Source organism: Mycobacterium asiaticum (assembly GCF_001673635.1).
Lineage (GTDB): Bacteria > Actinomycetota > Actinomycetes > Mycobacteriales > Mycobacteriaceae > Mycobacterium > Mycobacterium asiaticum_C.
Map to the genome: position 1 here is coordinate 449803 of NZ_LZMH01000069.1, position 17868 is coordinate 467670.

Below are 17868 nucleotides of genomic sequence, written 5' to 3' on the forward strand. Positions count from 1 at the left end.
GTATGTGATTTGCATAACGCACATGGTGTGATTTGTGCTGGTAGGGCGGGTTCGACCGCTTCTTTTACGCACGTGATATGCGTTACACTCGTCGAGCAGGACGAAGGAGTCGGGGGACGGGCCCGGTAGCCATGATTTACTTAGGTAAGGCTTGGTTTGTGTCACCGTCGAGGGCGGCCGATTCGAGGTGACTCAAAAGGACCTGGCGCGGGTGCGAATACCGCGATCTCTGAACAAGTTCGGACCTGCGCACACGGGTTCCGTCCGCCGAAGTTTTGCCGACCGATGAAAGGACCTGCGATCTTCAAGGTGCTGGCGCGGGCATGGATACCCCTGGTGGTCCTGGCGGTGGTGATCGTCGGGGGATTCACCGTGCACCGGGTCCGCGGCTTCTTCGGCTCCGAGAAGCGCGAGTCCTACGCCGACAGCAATCTCGACAACAGCAAGCCCTTCAATCCCAAGGAACTCACCTACGAGATCTTCGGCCCGCCCGGGACGGTCGCCGATATCAGCTACTTCGATGTGAATTCCGACCCGGTGCGGGTGGACGGAGCCGTGCTGCCCTGGACGCTGCATGTCACGACGAATTTGGCTGCAGTGATGGGAAATATTGTGGCGCAGGGCAATAGCAACAGCATCGGTTGCCGGATCACGGTGGACGGCGTGGTGAAGGCGGAACGGGTTTCCAACGAGGTCAATGCCTATACCTACTGTCTGGTGAAATCCGCGTGAGCGTCCAATACGCGAACGATCCCGAGAACATCCGTACGCACACCGAAAGGCCGCTGGCCGCAAGGCTTATCCATTCGCTGGCGGTGCCCATCATTCTGGCCTGGCTGGCGTTGTGCGTCATTCTCAGCGTCTTCGTCCCCTCCCTGGAGGTGGTCGGGCAGGAACGCTCGGTATCCCTGAGCCCACAGGAGGCGCCGTCCTTCGAGGCGATGGCCAGGATCGGCAAGGTTTTCCAGGAGGGGAACTCCGACAGCCAGGCGATGCTCATCCTGGAGGGCAAGGACCGTCTCGGCGACGATGCGCACCGGTACTACGACAATTTGATTCGTAAGTTGCGGGCGGACAAGCACGTTCAAAGCGTTCAGGACTTCTGGGGCGATCCGCTCACGGCGGCGGGTGCCCAGAGCAACGACGGCAAGGCCGCATACGTCCAGTTGGCGCTGGCCGGCAACCAGGGTGAGCCGCTGGCCAACGAATCCATCGATGCCGTTCGCAAGATCGTCAAGGAGACGCAGGCTCCGCCGGGCATCACCACCTACGTCACCGGCGCCGCCGCGCTCGCTTCGGACATGCACACCGCGGGTGACAAGTCCATGGTCAAGATCACCGCCACCACCGTCGCGGTGATCTTCGTGATGTTGATGTTCGTCTACCGCTCCGTCATCACCGTCATCGTGCTGCTGCTGACGGTCGGCGTGGAATTGACCGTGGCGCGCGGCGTCGTTGCGGTGCTGGGGCACGGCGGGGCGATCGGGCTTTCCACGTTCGCGGTGAGTCTGCTGACGTCACTGGCCATCGCGGCGGGCACGGACTACGGCATCTTCATCTTCGGCCGATATCAGGAGGCCCGTCAGGCCGGCGAGGACCGCGAGACGGCGTTCTACACCATGTACCGCGGTGTCGCCCACGTCATCCTGGGCTCCGGGCTGACGATCGCCGGCGCCACCTTCTGTCTCAAGTTCGCCCGGATGCCGTACTTCGAAACGCTCGGCATCCCCTGTGCGGTGGGGATGTTCGCCGCGGTGGTGGTGGCGTTGACGCTGGGTCCCGCGGCACTGGTCGTCGGCAGCCGGTTCGGACTCTTCGATCCCAAGCGGCTGCTCAAGGTGCGTGGCTGGCGGCGGGTCGGCACGGTCGTCGTGCGCTGGCCGCTGCCGGTGCTCGCGGCGACGCTGGCGATCGCGTTGGTCGGGTTGCTGGCGCTGCCCGGCTACCGGACCAACTACAACGACCGGGCGTATCTACCGACCGACATTCCCGCCAACGAAGGGTTCGCGGCCGCGGACCGCCACTTCTCCCAGGCCCGAATGAAGCCCGAGATCGTGATGATCGAGTCCGATCACGATCTGCGCAATCCCGCGGACTTCCTGGTCCTGGACAAGGTGGCCAAGAGCATCTTTCGCGTCCCGGGCATCTCCCGCGTGCAGGCGATCACCAGGCCGGACGGAACTGCCATGGAGCACACCTCGATACCGTTCCAGATCAGCATGCAGAACGCCGGCCAGGTCCAGACCATGAAGTACCAGCGGGACCGGATGAACGACATGCTCAAGCAGGCCGACGAGATGGCCAAGACGACCGCGCTGATGAAGCGCATGTACGCCCTGATGACGCAGCTCGTCGACAACACCCACAAGATGGTCCAGGACACGGTGGAGATGCAGGAGATCACCACCGAATTGCGGGACCACATAGCCGATTTCGACGATTTCTGGCGGCCGGTCCGGTCCTACTTCTATTGGGAGAAGCACTGTTACGACATCCCGATCTGCTGGTCGCTGCGGTCGATATTCGATGCGCTCGATGGGCTGGACCAGATCGACGAGAGACTGAACGTCCTGGTGACCGACATCAAAAACCTGGACCGGCTGATGCCGGAGATGGTCGCCACCTTCCCGCCGATGATCGAAACCATGGAAAGCATGCGCAACATGATGCTGACCATGCACAGCACCATGAACGGCATCTACAGCCAGATGGACGAGATGAGCGAGAACGCCAACGCCATGGGCAAGGCATTCGACGCCGCCAAGAACGACGATTCGTTCTACCTGCCCCCGGAAGTGTTCAAGAACAAGGACTTTCAGCGCGCGATGAAGTCCTTCCTGTCGCCTGACGGGCACGCGGCACGGTTCATCGTGCTGCACCGCGGAGACCCGCAGTCCGCCGACGGCATCGCCAGCATCAACAAGATCCGCACCGCCACCGAGGAGGCGCTGAAAGGCACTCCCCTGGAAGACTCCAAGATCTACGTGGCCGGCACCGCCGCGGTGTTCAAGGACATCTCTGAGGGCGCCAACTGGGACCTGCTGATCGCGGGCATCGCCTCGCTGTGCCTGATTTTCATCATCATGCTGATCCTGACCCGCGCCTTCGTCGCCGCCGCCGTCATCGTCGGCACGGTGGCGCTGTCCCTGGGCGCCTCGTTCGGGTTGTCGGTCTTGTTCTGGCAGCACATCCTGGCCATCGACCTGCACTACATGGTGATGGCGATGTCGGTGATCGTGCTACTGGCCGTGGGTTCCGACTACAACCTCCTGCTGGTGTCGCGGTTCAAGGAGGAGATCCATGCCGGCCTGAAGACCGGCATCATCCGGTCGATGGGCGGCACGGGCAAGGTGGTGACCAACGCGGGCCTGGTGTTCGCCTTCACCATGGCGTCGATGGCGGTCAGCGACCTGCGGGTGGTCGGGCAGATCGGAACCACGATCGGCCTGGGCCTGCTGTTCGACACGTTGATCGTGCGTTCGTTCATGACACCGTCGATTGCCGCGCTGCTGGGCCGCTGGTTCTGGTGGCCGATGCGGGTGCGTTCCCGTCCGGCCCGCAGCCCCGCGCTGCCTCGCGACGATCAGCCGACAGATCGAATGATGGCGCTCAGTAGCGAACGGTGACACGCGGCGCCCGACCATCCGGACGGCCGGGCGCTCCGAATACTGGGTATGCAGCAGACAGCGGCCCCGGTGGTGTACCGGACCACTATCAGGCACGCGCGCCGGGTCCCGGTGCACGGTTCGTTCGAATACCGCAGTTACAGCTGGTATGTGGACATCGACCGACTACCCCGCCTGCCGTGGTGGGTGCGGCCGTTCGCGCGCCTTGACGGCTCGTTACGCCAACGGCTGGAAGGGCTTTTCGCCGATCGGGACATCCCGCTGCCCGGGGGACCGATCACGGCCTTGTTGCAGGCGAGCGGATTCGGTTCCGCCGCCAACCCGCTGAGCATCTTTTGGTGCCATGACCGTGACGGTCAGCTCCGCCACGTGGTGGCCGACATGCACGACGGCCACGGCGGTCACCGCACGTATCTGCTACCGCCCGCAGATGGGCCGGTGTTGGTCCGCGAGCAGTCGTCGGACCCGCCGAGTTCGGCGGTGTCCCACTACCTCGTTTCGGCGCCGCAACCCGAGCGGCAGGTGGACATTCGGGTGTCGCAGCACCGTGGTCGCCGGCTGACGTTCACCGCCGCGCTGTGCGGTGAGCGGTTGCCGGCGTCGGCCTCGCGGATCGCGGTCCTGCATCTCCTCTCGCCGCTGGCGCCGGTGATCGTGACGACCCGCGTCCGAATGCAGGGATTCAAAGCCTGGCTACGCCGGGTGCCAGTGGTGCGGCAATGAATGGGGCTAGGCTACCGAGCGATGGACGGACCCCTGCAAACCAGCAGCGACCTGGACGCCTTGCTGCGCCGGGTCGCCCGCGGGGACAACGCCGCGTTCGCCGCGTTCTACGACCAGACCAAGACCCGGGTGTACGGACTGGTGACCAGGGTGTTGCGTGATGGCGGGTACAGCGAGGAGACCACGCAGGAGATCTACCTCGAGGTGTGGCGCACGGCGGCCGACTTCGATTCGGCCAGGGGCTCCGCGCTTGCTTGGCTGTTGACCATGGCGCATCGACGCGCCATCGACCGGGTACGCAGTGAGCAGGCCGGCAGTCAACGCGAAACACGTTATGGCGTAACCAATCTGGAGCCCGCCGCCGATGTCGTCGCGGACTCCGCGATCGCCGGCGACGAGCGGCGCCGCGTGCTGCGATGCCTGGAAGGGTTGACCGACACGCAGCGTCAGTGCATCGAGATGGCCTATTACGGCGGGCTCACTTACGCCGAAGTGTCGCAGCGGCTGGCTGCGAACCTGTCGACGATCAAGTCGCGCATGCGCGACGCGCTTCGCGGCCTGCGCAACTGTCTGGACGTGGCATGACCGCTCCCGATCACTTCGAGTTGCTCGAGCTCGCCACGCCGTACGCACTGCACGCCATGTCCGATGCCGAACGCGCGGATACCGACGCTCGGCTCGCGGCGGCGCCCGGCCCAGTCGCGGCCGCCTTCCACGAGGAGGTGCGCGCCGTCCGCGAGACGATGGCCTTGGTGGCCTCGACCAACGCCGCCGAGCCGCCGGACCGGCTCCGCGCGGCCGTCCTGGCCGGAGCCGCGTCTACGAAGCCCGATACCGGTCGCCAAAGTCGTTGGCGGAATACAGTTCTCGCGGCCGCTGCGGCGGTCGTGATCGGGCTTGGCGCGTTCGGACTGGGCACGTTGACGCGGCCGCCCGCCAAACAAACGATGGCCGAGCAGGTGCTGGCGGCACCGGATGTGCGCACGGTTTCCCGACCGCTCGGTCCCGGGACGGCGACGGTCATGTTCTCCCGCGACCGCAATGCCGCCGTACTGGTGATGAACAACGTCCCGCCGCCCGCGCCGGGCACGGTGTACCAGATGTGGCTGGTGGGAGCCAACGGGCCCACGTCGGCCGGCACCATGGGCACCACCGCGGTGTCACCGTCGACGAAAGCAATGCTTGGCGATCTGGGCAGCGCAACCGGCCTGGCGTTCACCGTCGAACCCGGCGCCGGATCGGCACAGCCGACCGGCACTATGCTGGCCGAGCTGCCGCTCAGCTAGTACGGCGTCCGGCGAGGCCGCCCATCGCGGCCACGAGCACTCCGAGCAACACCACAACCACGCCCGCACCCAGAGTCAGGTTGAGCCACAGATGCAGGCTGCTCTCGGCGTGCCCCACCATCACGTCGGCGACCCGGCGGATGTCGCCGGTGGTCCGGTTGAGCGCCACATTGAGATAGCGGCTGACCATCTCCAGGCCTGCCCATCCGGCCGCGCCGACGAGCAACGCCGAGATGCCCAGGCCGGTGAGCGCCTTGCCCCGGCGTCGCGCCAGCACCAACGTCAGCAACCCGGACACCGCGCAAACAGCATCCGCGCCGTGGCTCAGCCGCGGACCCCACACGGCCCACGGATGCAGCTCGCCCTGCCGCAGCGGTTGGGCATCGGTCACGGTCAGCGGGACCGTCAAGGTATCAGGCACGGTGACGCGGTAACCGTTCAACATCTCTCGAAGTGAACCGTCGTTGAGCATCGGCGCCACGTCGATGACCAGCTGGTCGCCGCCGGCGTGCGGAGCGCTGAACAGCCAGCTGTGCGCCGCCCGGTTCACCTGAGCGAACAGCGGCGGGAACGCCGGGCCGCTGGTGAAGGCGTTCGCGACGAAGCGGATCCGGGAGCTGTCCACCGACCCGGTGCCGCCGCTGCGCTCGGTGACCAGTGCCGTCGCCCGGGCGGTCAGTTCGGCCGCCATGGCCGCCTGCAGATTCGGATCCTGCGCGGCACGTTCGGCCAGTCGCGTATAGCCGTCCTCGTCGATGACGTTGTACTGCGCCCACAACGCGGGGACGGCGACGGCCAGCGCAACGGTGGCGGCCAGCCAGCAGACCAGGGCCCCGAGGAAGCGCACGCGAAGGAATCTACTGTGCGATACCCCGCAGGTACGCCGCCTGCCCGAGGTGCTGTGCGCAGTCGTCGATGATGCTGATCAGCCGCGCGCTCGCCGTCACCGGCGGGTCCCAGTTGGTGTCGACGACGCGCGCGAGTTCCTCCGGGGTGACCCTGGCGACGTACTCGAGCGTGAGCTCATGCACCGCGCGGTAGTACCCGGCCAGCAGGTCGGCGGGCGCGTGCACCTTGGCCACGTCGTCGGGGCTGTGCCCATAACCGGTGTCGTTGCGGGGCAGGTCGAGCCCGAACCGATCCACCCAGCCGTCGCGGATCCACACCTGCTCGATGCCGGCGATGTCGGCCAGCTGAATGTCCTGCACCCGCGCGCTGTGCCACACCAGCCAGGCGATGCTGTTGGCATTCGCCGCCGGACGGTAGTCGGCGACCGCGTCGGTGAGGCCGTCGGTGACCTCGTCGGCGTGCTCGATCAGTCGGGTGAACGCGTCGCGCAGCAATTCCTGGGCGGCAGCGGCATCGGAGGTGGCCATCTACCCGACCCTACGGGCCGCCGTGCCAGACCGCTTCGACGTTGTTGCCGTCGGGGTCGCGCACGAAGGCGCCGAAGTAGCCCGGATGGTATTCCGGCCAGAGCCGTGGTGCATGCAGTGATTCGGCGCCGAGTCCGACGGCCGCATCGTGGAAGGCCCGCACCGCGTCCTCGCCGGCCGCCTGGAACGCGACGTGGATTTCCCGGTTGGGCCCCATGCCCGTTCCGTCGGCGATCCAGAACGCCGGATGCCCGTCGCGGCCGTAGCCGATCGCTTCACCGAAATCGAGCTGCCGGGTATAGCCGAGCACGCCTAGCACGGTGTCGTAGAAGTGCTGGGATTTGCCGTAGTCGGCACAGTTGATACCGAGGTGATCGATCACAGCGCCGATCCTGGCACGACCCACCGACACGGTCGTAGATTGTTTAGGTGAACTATGACCTTTTCATCCGCAACGGCACCATCGTCGACGGGTCGGGGGGTGAGCCGTACGTCGGTGACATCGCCGTGAAGGACGGTGTCATCGCGGCGGTGGGCACCGTGAGTGGCGAGGCGACCCGGGAAATCGATGCGACCGGCCTGCTGGTCACACCGGGCTTCGTCGATCTGCACACCCACTACGACGGTCAGGCCATCTGGTCGGACCGGCTGACTCCGTCCTCGGCGCACGGGGTGACCACGGTGGTGATGGGCAACTGCGGAGTCGGCTTCGCGCCGTGCCGTCAGGAAGACCACGACGTGCTCGTCGACGTGATGGCGGGCGTAGAGGACATTCCCGGCGTCGTCATGACCGACGGTCTGCCGTGGACCTGGGAGACCTTCCCGGAGTTCATGGACGCACTGGAGGCGGGCAAGCGCGACATTGACGTCGCCGCGTATCTGCCGCATTCGCCGCTGCGGGTGTTTGTGATGGGCCAGCGCGGCGCTGACCGCGAACCGGCGACGCCGGAGGATCTGGCGACGATGCGGCGACTGGCCCGGGAGGCAATCGAGGTCGGGGCCCTGGGGTTCGCGTCGTCCCGGTTGACCATCCACAAGACCGAGAGCGGCGCCGCGATTCCCAGCTACGACGCCGCCCGCGAGGAGATCGAAGAGATCGCCCGCGGGGTGGCCGACGGTGGCGGCGGACTGCTGCAGTTCGTGCCGGACATTCCTGCCGGGGGCTACCAGCCCGTTTTGCAGACGGTGTTCGACGTCGCCGAGGACGTCGGGCTGCCGGTGACCTTCACCCTGATCGTCGGCAACACCGGGGATCCGTTCTGGCCGGACGCGATCACGATGGTCGAGAAGGCGAACGCCGCGGGCGGGGACATCACCGCGCAGCTGTTGCCGCGTCCGATCGGGTTGATAATCGGCTTGCAACTGTCCGCCAACCCGTTCGTGCTCTATCCGAGCTACCGGGAGATCGCGGACCTACCGCTGGCCGAGCGTGTTGCCGAGATGCGCAAACCTGAGGTCAGGGCTCGCATCCTGGCGGACAAGCCCGGCACCGGGCATCCGATCCTGTACGTCGCGCAGGCCTGGGACTGGATTTACCCGCTCGGCGACAACCCGAACTACGAGCCGTCGCCCTCGGAGAGCATCGGCGCCCGGGCTCGCGCACGCGGGGTCAGCCCGCTCGAGGAGGCGTACGACCGTCTGCTCGACGACGAGGGGCGAGCCATGCTGATGGTGGCCATGAGCAACCTGGAGAACAACTCGCTGGACACCGTCGGCAACCTTCTGCACCGCGACGACGTGGTGCTGGGCCTGGGCGACGGTGGTGCGCACTACGGCATGATCTGCGATGCCAGCTACTCGACGTACTTCCTGGCGCACTGGGCGCGGGACCGCAAATCCGGGCGGTTCACGGTCAGCGAAGCCGTCCGCGAACTCACCGCCGTGCCGGCACGGGTGGCGGGGCTCTTCGACCGCGGCCGGATCGGCGTCGGCTACAAAGCGGATCTGAACGTGATCGACCACGCCGCGCTGCGACTACACAAGCCGATCATCATCCATGACCTGCCCGCGGGCGGGCGCCGGCTGGACCAGACGGCCGACGGGTACGTGGCCACGGTGGTTTCCGGCGAGATCATCGCGGAGCGCGGCGCGCCTACCGCCGCCCGTCCCGGTCGACTCGTTCGGGGTCGGCAGGCCGCACCCGTGCCGGTCTGAGCTTTCTAAGGCGGGGGTCCGCGCTCCTTGGAATTAGCTGCACCGGGATATCCAATCCGCCCACGTTAACGGCCTTCGGCGGGTAGGTTGAGTTGGTGACAAGCCCGCATTTCGCGTGGTTGCCGCCAGAAATCAACTCGGCACTGATGTTCGCCGGTCCCGGCGCGGGACCGCTGCTGGCGGCTGCCTCAGCGTGGAGCGGTTTGGCCGAGGAATTGGTTTCGGCGGTGTCATCTTTCGGCCAGGTAACCGAGGAATTGACAAACGGGTCCTGGCAGGGCGCGTCGGCCGCGGCCATGATGGTCGTCGCCACGCAGTACATGGGCTGGCTGAGCGCGGCGGCGGTCCAGGCGGAGCAGGCCGCCGCACAGGCGACGGCGACGGCGTCCGCCTTCGAAGCCGCGCTGGCCGCGACCGTGCAGCCCGCCGTCGTCGCAGCAAACCGTGGCCTGGTGCAAATGTTGGCGTCGACCAACTTCTTCGGCATGAACTGGCCGGCGATCATGGACACCGAATCCGCCTACGAGCAAATGTGGGCGCTGGACGTGGCCGCGATGGCGAACTATCACTTCGACGCATCGGCGGCGGCCGCCCAGCTGGCGCCGTGGCAGCAGGTGCTGCGCAACCTCGGCATCGACATCGGCAAGAACGGGCAGATCAACTTCGGCTTCGGCAACAGCGGCAGCGGCAACATCGGTAACTACAACGTCGGCAACAACAACCTGGGCAGCGGCAATACCGGTAGCAGCAATATCGGTAGCGGCAACACCGGCAGCGGCAATATCGGCATCGGGAACACCGGCAACAACAACCTCGGGTTCGGCAACCTCGGAAGCAATAACCTGGGCTTTGCTAACACCGGCAGCGACGCGCTCGGCTTCGGGCTGACCGGCGACAACAAGTTCGGCTTCGGCGGGTTCAACTCCGGCAGTGGCAATACCGGCTTCGGGAATTCCGGCACTGGCAACACCGGATTCTTCAACTCCGGCAACGGCAACATGGGGGTCGGCAACTCCGGTTCGTTGAACGCCGGTCTGGGCAACTCCGGATCTATCAACGGCGGCTTGGGCGGCGCCATGAACTACTGGCGCTCAGGGTTCACCGACGGGCTGGGCAACATGGTTGGCGCCGAAGGACTGGCCAACTCAGCGCATTACGCGACCGGCGGGTTGGGCACGGCTGCGCTGAGCTCTGGACTGTTGGGGTCGGCCCTGGCCAACACCGGCGGGCTGCACTCCGGCCTGGTGGGCGCGTTGAACTCGGGGCTGAACACCGCACCCGCGGTCGCCCCGGCCGCCGCCACAGGTCCCGTTGTCGACGCAGGCAGCCCAGGGTCCGTGACAGCCAACCCGACCAGCAGTGCGGCGGCCAACGCCGGGTTGCGGACCTCCCCAGGGGGCCCGGTCACCGGCTTCGTCAGCCCCGGCAGCGCCGAACAGGGTGTGCGGACGACCCTCGGTCGCGATCCTGGTCTCGGCAACCCGAACCTGCCGAATTCAGGCATTCCGAAGTCGAACTTCTACCCGGACGCGGGACGCGACACGGGTGATCAAAGCCGGATCATCAAGTTCCCGATCCGGTCGGAGTAGCCCGCGGCCTATTCTCGGCTCATGGGTGCGAAAACCGCGAAAAAGGTGGACCTCGAGCGGCTGGCGGCAGCGCTGCCCGACTTCCCGTTCGGCTATCTGGTCAGCGTCGACGACGACTACCGCGTGCACACCGTGACGGTCGAGCCGACGCTGCGCGGGGCCGTGCTGGATGTGGGGATGGTGGGAGGGGGGACCCGCCGGAACCTGGCTCGTCGCGGCTCGGTCACCGTGCTGTGGCCGCCGGCTGAGCCGGGCGGTTACTCACTGATCGTGGACGGCACCGCGGAAGTCTCCGACGACGACCCCGACGCCGACACCGCCCACTGCGTGGTGGTGCCTACCCGCGCGTTACTGCACCGCAACGCCGACGCCCCATCGGTGGCCAAGGGCTGCCTGCACGACTGCGTGGTGTTTTCGGTGCCGGCTCAGTGAGCCGGATACAACCGCTCGCTCCGCCGTGGAGTGAAGAAGACGCCGCCGGCATCAACAGCTGGGGGCACCCGGACCGGGCCTACGAGCCACTGCTGTTGGTGCGTTGCCTGCAGCGTCATCCGACGCTGGCCGCCCGGCTACGCAAGCTTGGCGAATCGCTGTACGTTGCCGCGCTGCTGCCGGCCCGGACGCGCACGCTCGCGATATTGCGGATCTGCGCACTGGTGGGTTGCGCGTACGAATGGGGTGGCCAGGCGGCGTTCTGGGGGCCGATCGCGGGAGTCGCTTTCGAGGAGTGCGACGCGCTGGTCACCGGCGGACCGGACGACCCGCGGTGGAGCCCGGCCGAGCGGACACTGATCGGTGCAGTGGACGAATTGGAGCGCACCGGCTCGTGGTCGGAGGCGACTTGGACAGAACTGGGGCGCTTCCTCAACGACGAGCAACGGATCGAATTGCTCGCGGCCGTCGGCTGGTACCGGACCATTTGCACGCTGTGCAATGCGCTGGCCCTGCCGCTGGAGGGCTGGATGCGGCGCTGGCCGGGTTCAGCTGAGTGAGAGGTCCCTTTTGAGACCCGGGTGCTGGCTCTTCAGCAGCGGGAGTAACAGCCGTCGCGGCATGAACTGCAAGAGGCGCGCGCTGATGTGGCTGGGCAGCCCGGGGAGCACCGTGCCCTTGTCGGTGTCGAGTGCGTCCACTCCAGCGCGCGCCACCTCCCGTGACGGCATCCACATGAATTTAGGGAAAGCGTCGGCGAACGTCTTCTCATCCATGCCCGCCTTCACCAGGAATTCGGTGCGGACCGGCCCCGGGCACAGCAGGGCAACGGTGATGCCGGTGCCCGCGAGCTCACCACCCAGCCCCTCGGTGTAGGAGTGCACGAACGCCTTGCTGGCGGCGTAGCCGACCTGCCCTGGGAACGGGTGGAAGCCGGCGGTGGAGCCGACGTTGAGGATTGCGCCGCGGCCGCGCGGCACCATCTGTTGCACGGCCCGGGTGCACAGGTCGACGACCGCCTCGACGTTGACTCGCACCTGCGCGATCTCGTTGTCGACTTCCGTCTTCGTCACCGACCCGATGGTGCCGAGGCCCGCGTTGTTGACCAGGATGTCGACGGTCAGCCCACGGCTTTCGAGGTCGTCGAACAACTGGGCGCGAGCGGCGGCGTCGGAGACATCACAGCTGATGACCTCGACGCGGACATTCTTGTTGAGTTCACCGGCCAGCTCACGCAGCCGATCTTCCCGGCGGGCGACCAGCGTGACGCCGTAGCCGCGGTGCGCGAGCTCGCGCGCGATGTCGGCGCCGATGCCCGAGGACGCGCCGGTGACGACGGCGGTAGTGGTGGGTGAGGGAGGCGGAAGGGTCACGCGTACAACCTACTGGCGGTGACTGTGGGCTGGCTGTCGGTTGGAGGCCCACGCTCGGCGCCAAATCGCGACAAGAGCGGAGACGAAAAAGCCCGGTCCCTCGAGAGGGAACCGGGCTTCTCCGTAGAAGGGACTTAGAAGTCCATACCGCCCATGCCACCGGTCGGGTCGCCCGCGGGAGCGGCCGCCTTCTCCGGCTTGTCGGCAACAACGGCCTCGGTGGTCAGGAACAGGCCCGCGATGGACGCGGCGTTCTGCAGCGCCGAACGAGTCACCTTCACCGGGTCGGCAACGCCGGCCTTCAGCAGGTCCTCGTACTCACCGGTGGCGGCGTTCAGGCCGGTCCCGGCGTCGGAGTTGCGCACCTTCTCGGCCACCACACCAGGCTCCAGCCCGGAGTTGAAGGCGATCTGCTTCAGCGGAGCCTCGAGCGCCACGCGCACGATGTTGGCACCGGTCGCCTCGTCGCCCTTGAGGTCCAGCTCGGCCAGAGCCGGAGCCGCCTGCAGCAGGGCCACGCCACCACCGGCGACGATGCCCTCTTCGACGGCCGCCTTGGCGTTGCGGACAGCGTCCTCGATGCGGTGCTTGCGCTCCTTGAGCTCCACCTCGGTGGCAGCGCCGGCCTTGATCACCGCAACACCGCCGGCCAGCTTGGCCAGGCGCTCCTGCAGCTTCTCGCGGTCGTAGTCGGAGTCGCTGTTCTCGATCTCGGCGCGGATCTGTGCCACCCGTCCGGCGATGGCGTCGGCGTCACCGGCACCCTCGACGATGGTGGTCTCGTCCTTGGTGATGACGACCTTGCGGGCCTTGCCGAGCAGCGAGATGTCGGCAGTCTCCAGGGACAGACCGACCTCTTCGCTGATGACCTGGCCGCCGGTGAGGATGGCCATGTCCTGCAGCATCGCCTTGCGACGGTCACCGAAGCCGGGAGCCTTGACGGCCACCGACTTGAAGGTGCCGCGGATCTTGTTGACGACCAGGGTGGACAGCGCCTCGCCCTCGACGTCCTCGGCGATGATCAGCAGCGGCTTACCACCCTGGATGACCTTCTCCAGCAGCGGCAGCAGGTCCTTGACGGTCGACACCTTGCTGGAAACCAGCAGGATGTACGGGTCCTCAAGGACGGCTTCCTGACGCTCGGCGTCGGTGACGAAGTAGCCCGAGATGTAACCCTTGTCGAACCGCATGCCCTCGGTGAGCTCGAGCTGCAGGCCGAAGGTGTTGGACTCCTCGACGGTGATGACGCCCTCGTTGCCGACCTTGTCCATCGCCTCGGCGATCAGGTCGCCGATCGACTGGTCGCCCGCGGAGATGCCCGCGGTGGCCGCGATCTGCTCCTTGGTCTCGACGTCCTTGGCCGAGCTGAGCAGGGTCTGGGTGACCTTCTCGACGGCCTTCTCGATGCCGCGCTTCAGGCCCAACGGGTTGGCGCCGGCGGCAACGTTGCGCAGGCCCTCCTTGACCAGCGCCTGTGCCAGCACGGTGGCCGTCGTGGTGCCGTCACCGGCCACGTCGTCGGTCTTCTTGGCGACTTCCTTGACCAGCTCGGCGCCGATCTTCTCGTACGGGTCCTCCAGCTCGATCTCCTTGGCGATGGACACACCATCGTTGGTGATCGTGGGAGCGCCCCACTTCTTCTCCAGGACGACGTTGCGGCCCTTGGGACCCAACGTCACCTTTACCGCGTCGGCGAGGCTGTTCAAGCCCCGCTCGAGGCCGCGACGGGCCTCTTCGTCGTACGCAATTGTCTTGGCCATTGCGAAGTGATTCCTCCGGATTGGGAATGACGGGTCACCAGGGCGACCCCGTTACTTACGCTGGCCGGGCGCAGTGCCCGCGACGGACGACCAGAGTGGCCTCACCGTCCCGACCTGGCACTCGCCGGTCGCGAGTGCCAACGTCATTCTTAGCACTCGCCTATGCCGAGTGCAAGAAAGGGGGCTGGCGTTCGAGGTCAGCCCGTCGGCCTGAGGTCGCCGTCGACATACCGCTGCAAGTTCGGGCCGAGTGCGGCAATCGCCTCTTGCTCGCTCATGGAGGCAATGGGTTCGATTTTCCAGATGTAGCGCATCAGGCCGAAGCCCATCAGCTGCGATGAGATCAACCCACTGCGTACCAGGCGATCGCGTTCGTCGCTGCCGATGTGTGAAACGCCCATCAGGCTGCTCGCCACCACCCGCCCCAATTTCTCTCGGGTGGTCTGCTCATGCGCGGCGGTCTGCAGGATGGCCCGCAGCGTCGGCCCGATCTCCTCGTCGGCCCAATTGGCCAGCAGCACTTCGATCAGCGCGCGACCGAGTTGTTGGGTGGGCGTCGCCCAGACCTTGGCGACGTTATCCAGGAATTTCTGCGGTGGATTCGTGGCGGCGTCGAGCAACCGCTCCTTGGAGCCGAAGTAGTGATAGACGAGCGCGGGGTCGACGTCCGCGGCGCGCGCCACCGCCCGAATCGTGGTCCCGGCCCACCCGTGCTGCGCGAACTCGTCCCGCGCCGCGGCCAGGATGCGCGCCGAGAGCACGCCACGTTCGTCGCGGGGACCGGGGGCCGACGGTTTCTTCGCCACGAGTTTCATCGTAACGTGAAATTCCTCTTGCGTTGAGAATAGTTTCAACGTAGCGTGAGACTCAGCAAAAAGTCTCAACGCTGCGTGAAAAGGGGTCCGCCGATGACCACTCCCCCAAGCACCGACGTTCTAGTGGTCGGCGCCGGACCGGTCGGCCTGGTCGCAGCCTGTGAACTCGCCCGCCGTGGCGTGTCCGTGCGGGTGATCGACAAGCTCGCCCAACCCACCGACCAATCCCGCGCCATCGCGATACATGCGCGCAGCCTGGACATGTTCGAACGGATGGGGATCGTCGACGAACTGGTCAGCACCGGCATCAAGGCAACGGCAATGCAGCTTTACGCCGGGCATCGCAAGCTCTTCCGCGTCCCGCTCGGCGGGGTGGAGGCCGTCTTTCCCTTCACGCTGACCACGGCCCAGACCGAGACCGAACGCGTGCTGGACGAGCACCTCCGGTCGCTCGGGGCAACCGTCGAACGCGGTGTCGAGCTCGTCGCGCTCACCCAGGCCGGCCACACCACGCACGTGAGGTTGCGCCACCCAGACGGGTCGAACGAGCAAGTCCGCGCCGACTGGGTAATCGGCGCTGACGGCGGTCACAGCGCGGTGCGCCGCCTGGTGGGCACCAAACTCGAGGGTTGCTTCGAAGGTGAACGGTTCCTGCTCGGCGACGTCGACGCCAGGCACCACCTGGACCTGGACTCCATGCACACCTTCTTCTCTCCGGACGGTCCCGTGGTGGTGCTGCCGATGCGAGACGGCCGCATGCGGTTCCTCGCCCAGGTGCGTGACGCCGCCGGTACACCGATCGACGAGACGATGGAAGCGCTGCAGGCGATCCTCGACCGGCGGATCGGCGGCATGCAGCTGACCCGGTCGCACTGGCTGACCACTTTCGAGGTCCGTCACGCGCGGGTGCCGGCATACCGCTGGGGCCGGGTCTTCCTGGCCGGCGACGCCGCCCACATCCACAGCCCGGCCGGCGGCCAGGGCATGAACACCGGCATGCAGGACGCCTACAACCTGGCCTGGAAACTGGCCGCGGTCATCCAGGGCGAAGCCGGCGACTCCCTGCTCGACAGCTACGAGGCCGAGCGGTTGCCCGTCGCCGACGGCGTCATCGCGTTCACCGATCGCCTCACCAGGGCCGGCACCCTGTCGGGTCTGCCGAGCCGGGTTCGCAACACGGTCGTGCGGGTGGTCTCCCACCTACCCGCGGCCCGGCGCGCCATGGCTAATACCGCTGAGGAAACCAATCTCGCCTATCCCAAGAGCCCCCTCGCGGTAGGCCGCCGCCCGCGGCGTGCAAAGGTCGCGGCCGGTGACCACCTACCGCCGGTGCCCGACGCCGCCGTGCAAAAGCAGCTCAGCGCCGCACGGCACACCGGTCATGTGGTCCTGACCGTCGCAGCCAGCGGGGAGCCCCCTGCCCCGGCCGGCCTGGATCAACGTCAGGTGCTGGTCACCGATGGCGACGCCTCAGTCGGGGGGTACGACACCGTCATCGCCGATCCCGACGGGGTCATTGCACGCCGGTTCGGTCTGTGCAACGGCGGGCGGGTCGTCATCCGCCCGGACGGCTACCTCGGTGCCGTCGCCTCTCTCGACGACACCACCACCATCACCCACTACTTCGCCACCCTCAGGAGTTGACAGCCATGTACACCTACGACGTCGCCGCCGCCGACATGTTCACCGACCGCACCCACCAGTTCGAGAAGTTCGGCATTCCCCTCGAAGACATCGAGCGAGTTCGCAATGCCACCACCGACATGTGGGCCGACGGCCCGGGCGGATGGCCATACGAATGGTCGAGACTCGCCCACGCATACGCCGAGGGCGGCGACCATTACCTGGCTTCGCTGACCTACGGCTGCGCGAAATTTCCCTGCTTGAATGACCCGGCGCGAACGCGGGCCATGCAGCATCAGCTCGAGCAGTTCCAGCTGGCGGCCCAGGATTTCCCGGTGGCCTTCGAGCGCCGCGTCATCACGGTCGGGCACCGGGACGGCACCGTCGACGTGCCCATCCACCTGTACTCCGCCGACGGTGACTATGCGACGCGGCCGGTCCTGATCGCCAGCGGCGGCGTGGACAGCTGGAAGATGGACCTTCATCCCTGGTGGGTCGGGTTCACCCGCAACGCGGGTGTGACGACACTGGCCTTCGATCATCCCGGCACGGGTGAGACGGCGATTCCGCTCGACGAACACGCCGACGACGTGATCGTAGGGATCGTTGAGTACGCCCGAGCGCTGGGCAACGGCCGCACGGCCCACTTCGGTGCCTCGTTCGGCGGGAACTTCGCCGCGATGTCCGGGCTGGCCGGCATCGTCGACGCCGCGGTCGACCTGGGCGGTCCGGTGGTCGACTCGTTCGCACCCGAGCACATCGGCAGGCTGCCCTACGGCATGCACGACATCGTCGGCAACGCCATGCACTGGGACCATTCGCCCACCGTCGGGCAGCTCAGCGCCGGACTGGCACGCCTGAACCGTCGGGGATTGCTTGCGCAGCAACGCAATTCGGCAATGCTGGTGGTCAACGGCGCCGACGACTATTTCATCCCGCAGTCCGACACGCTGGTGTTCGAGGGCCGACCGAACACCGAAGTGCACCTCATCGAAGGCACCGGACACGTGGCGATGAGCAAGGCGCCCGAAGTGGTGCTTATGGTCATCGCCTGGCTGCGCAACGTGTTGACCGAAGCGACCCTGGACGCGACCCGGATCTAACGTCAAGC

At 66.7% G+C, this 17868-nt stretch carries 17 protein-coding genes; 11 read left to right on the top strand and 6 right to left on the bottom strand.

Annotation, left to right across the window (positions count from 1 at the left end):
* The first annotated feature begins 309 nt into the window (after positions 1-309).
* Genes A5645_RS20925 through A5645_RS20945 form a run of 5 tightly spaced genes read left to right on the top strand, consistent with a single transcriptional unit; the run spans position 310 to position 5635 of the window.
* Positions 310-732, top strand: coding sequence for an MmpS family transport accessory protein (locus A5645_RS20925; protein WP_080696770.1), 423 nt, complete (start codon positions 310-312; stop codon positions 730-732).
* Complete coding sequence (locus A5645_RS20930) at positions 729-3626, top strand: MMPL/RND family transporter (RefSeq protein ID WP_065034521.1); 2898 nt, start codon at positions 729-731, stop codon at positions 3624-3626. Before A5645_RS20925 ends, A5645_RS20930 begins: the two co-directional genes overlap by 4 nt.
* Before the next feature lie 48 nt (positions 3627-3674).
* Positions 3675-4349: a DUF1365 family protein gene (locus tag A5645_RS20935; RefSeq protein ID WP_065130855.1), complete on the top strand. Its 675-nt coding sequence runs from the start codon at positions 3675-3677 to the stop codon at positions 4347-4349.
* A gap of 21 nt (positions 4350-4370) precedes the next feature.
* On the top strand, positions 4371-4934 hold the full coding sequence (locus A5645_RS20940) for a sigma-70 family RNA polymerase sigma factor (protein ID WP_065034519.1): 564 nt from the start codon (positions 4371-4373) through the stop codon (positions 4932-4934).
* On the top strand, positions 4931-5635 hold the full coding sequence (locus A5645_RS20945; protein WP_065034518.1) for an anti-sigma factor: 705 nt from the start codon (positions 4931-4933) through the stop codon (positions 5633-5635). The genes A5645_RS20940 and A5645_RS20945 overlap by 4 nt, the downstream gene beginning before the upstream one ends.
* Here A5645_RS20945 and A5645_RS20950 read toward each other — a convergent pair.
* The 3 genes from A5645_RS20950 to A5645_RS20960 are packed head-to-tail and all read right to left on the bottom strand — an operon-like array spanning position 5628 to position 7393.
* Positions 5628-6482, bottom strand: a complete 855-nt coding sequence (locus tag A5645_RS20950) for a hypothetical protein (RefSeq protein ID WP_065130856.1) — start codon at positions 6480-6482, stop codon at positions 5628-5630. The genes A5645_RS20945 and A5645_RS20950 overlap by 8 nt on opposite strands.
* A gap of 10 nt (positions 6483-6492) precedes the next feature.
* A complete protein-coding gene (locus tag A5645_RS20955; protein ID WP_065034516.1) occupies positions 6493-7011 on the bottom strand; it encodes a mycothiol transferase in 519 nt (172 codons plus the stop codon).
* Between the two features lie 10 nt (positions 7012-7021).
* Positions 7022-7393, bottom strand: a complete 372-nt coding sequence (locus A5645_RS20960) for a VOC family protein (protein ID WP_065034515.1) — start codon at positions 7391-7393, stop codon at positions 7022-7024.
* Between the two features lie 47 nt (positions 7394-7440).
* Between A5645_RS20960 and A5645_RS20965 the strand changes: the two genes are divergently transcribed.
* The 4 genes from A5645_RS20965 to A5645_RS20980 all read left to right on the top strand — a co-directional run bounded on the left by A5645_RS20965 (position 7441) and on the right by A5645_RS20980 (position 11746).
* A complete protein-coding gene (locus A5645_RS20965; RefSeq protein WP_065130857.1) occupies positions 7441-9165 on the top strand; it encodes an N-acyl-D-amino-acid deacylase family protein in 1725 nt (574 codons plus the stop codon).
* A 95-nt stretch (positions 9166-9260) separates the two neighbouring features.
* On the top strand, positions 9261-10754 hold the full coding sequence (locus A5645_RS20970) for a PPE family protein (protein WP_065130858.1): 1494 nt from the start codon (positions 9261-9263) through the stop codon (positions 10752-10754).
* Between the two features lie 21 nt (positions 10755-10775).
* Positions 10776-11186, top strand: coding sequence for a pyridoxamine 5'-phosphate oxidase family protein (locus tag A5645_RS20975; protein ID WP_065130859.1), 411 nt, complete (start codon positions 10776-10778; stop codon positions 11184-11186).
* The gene (locus tag A5645_RS20980) at positions 11183-11746 is read left to right on the top strand and encodes a carboxymuconolactone decarboxylase family protein (protein ID WP_065130860.1); all 564 of its coding nucleotides are present in this window, start codon (positions 11183-11185) and stop codon (positions 11744-11746) included. The genes A5645_RS20975 and A5645_RS20980 overlap by 4 nt, the downstream gene beginning before the upstream one ends.
* On the opposite strand, the gene A5645_RS20985 is transcribed toward A5645_RS20980, so the two are convergent.
* The 3 genes from A5645_RS20985 to A5645_RS20995 all read right to left on the bottom strand — a co-directional run bounded on the left by A5645_RS20985 (position 11735) and on the right by A5645_RS20995 (position 15134).
* The gene (locus A5645_RS20985; protein WP_065130861.1) at positions 11735-12559 is read right to left on the bottom strand and encodes an SDR family NAD(P)-dependent oxidoreductase; all 825 of its coding nucleotides are present in this window, start codon (positions 12557-12559) and stop codon (positions 11735-11737) included. The two genes, A5645_RS20980 and A5645_RS20985, sit on opposite strands and share 12 nt — an antisense overlap.
* Before the next feature lie 134 nt (positions 12560-12693).
* Positions 12694-14319, bottom strand: a complete 1626-nt coding sequence (gene groL, locus A5645_RS20990; RefSeq protein ID WP_065034509.1) for a chaperonin GroEL — start codon at positions 14317-14319, stop codon at positions 12694-12696.
* Between the two features lie 197 nt (positions 14320-14516).
* Positions 14517-15134: a TetR/AcrR family transcriptional regulator gene (locus A5645_RS20995; RefSeq protein ID WP_065130862.1), complete on the bottom strand. Its 618-nt coding sequence runs from the start codon at positions 15132-15134 to the stop codon at positions 14517-14519.
* 93 nt (positions 15135-15227) lie between these two features.
* Between A5645_RS20995 and A5645_RS21000 the strand changes: the two genes are divergently transcribed.
* Both A5645_RS21000 and A5645_RS21005 read left to right on the top strand, forming a co-directional pair.
* On the top strand, positions 15228-16778 hold the full coding sequence (locus tag A5645_RS21000; RefSeq protein WP_081288457.1) for an FAD-dependent monooxygenase: 1551 nt from the start codon (positions 15228-15230) through the stop codon (positions 16776-16778).
* Positions 16779-16783: 5 nt separating this feature from the next.
* A complete protein-coding gene (locus tag A5645_RS21005) occupies positions 16784-17860 on the top strand; it encodes an alpha/beta hydrolase (RefSeq protein ID WP_065130864.1) in 1077 nt (358 codons plus the stop codon).
* The last annotated feature ends 8 nt before the right edge of the window (positions 17861-17868 follow it).

Coding starts and splice junctions, on each gene's coding strand:
- A5645_RS20935 (WP_065130855.1), top strand. CDS start 3,675: ATGCAGCAGACAGCGGCCCCGGTGGTGTACCGGACCACTATCAGGCAC.
- A5645_RS20940 (WP_065034519.1), top strand. CDS start 4,371: ATGGACGGACCCCTGCAAACCAGCAGCGACCTGGACGCCTTGCTGCGC.
- A5645_RS20945 (WP_065034518.1), top strand. CDS start 4,931: ATGACCGCTCCCGATCACTTCGAGTTGCTCGAGCTCGCCACGCCGTAC.
- A5645_RS20955 (WP_065034516.1), bottom strand. CDS start 7,011: ATGGCCACCTCCGATGCCGCTGCCGCCCAGGAATTGCTGCGCGACGCG.
- A5645_RS20975 (WP_065130859.1), top strand. CDS start 10,776: ATGGGTGCGAAAACCGCGAAAAAGGTGGACCTCGAGCGGCTGGCGGCA.
- groL (WP_065034509.1), bottom strand. CDS start 14,319: ATGGCCAAGACAATTGCGTACGACGAAGAGGCCCGTCGCGGCCTCGAG.
- A5645_RS20995 (WP_065130862.1), bottom strand. CDS start 15,134: ATGAAACTCGTGGCGAAGAAACCGTCGGCCCCCGGTCCCCGCGACGAA.
- A5645_RS21000 (WP_081288457.1), top strand. CDS start 15,228: ATGACCACTCCCCCAAGCACCGACGTTCTAGTGGTCGGCGCCGGACCG.
- A5645_RS21005 (WP_065130864.1), top strand. CDS start 16,784: ATGTACACCTACGACGTCGCCGCCGCCGACATGTTCACCGACCGCACC.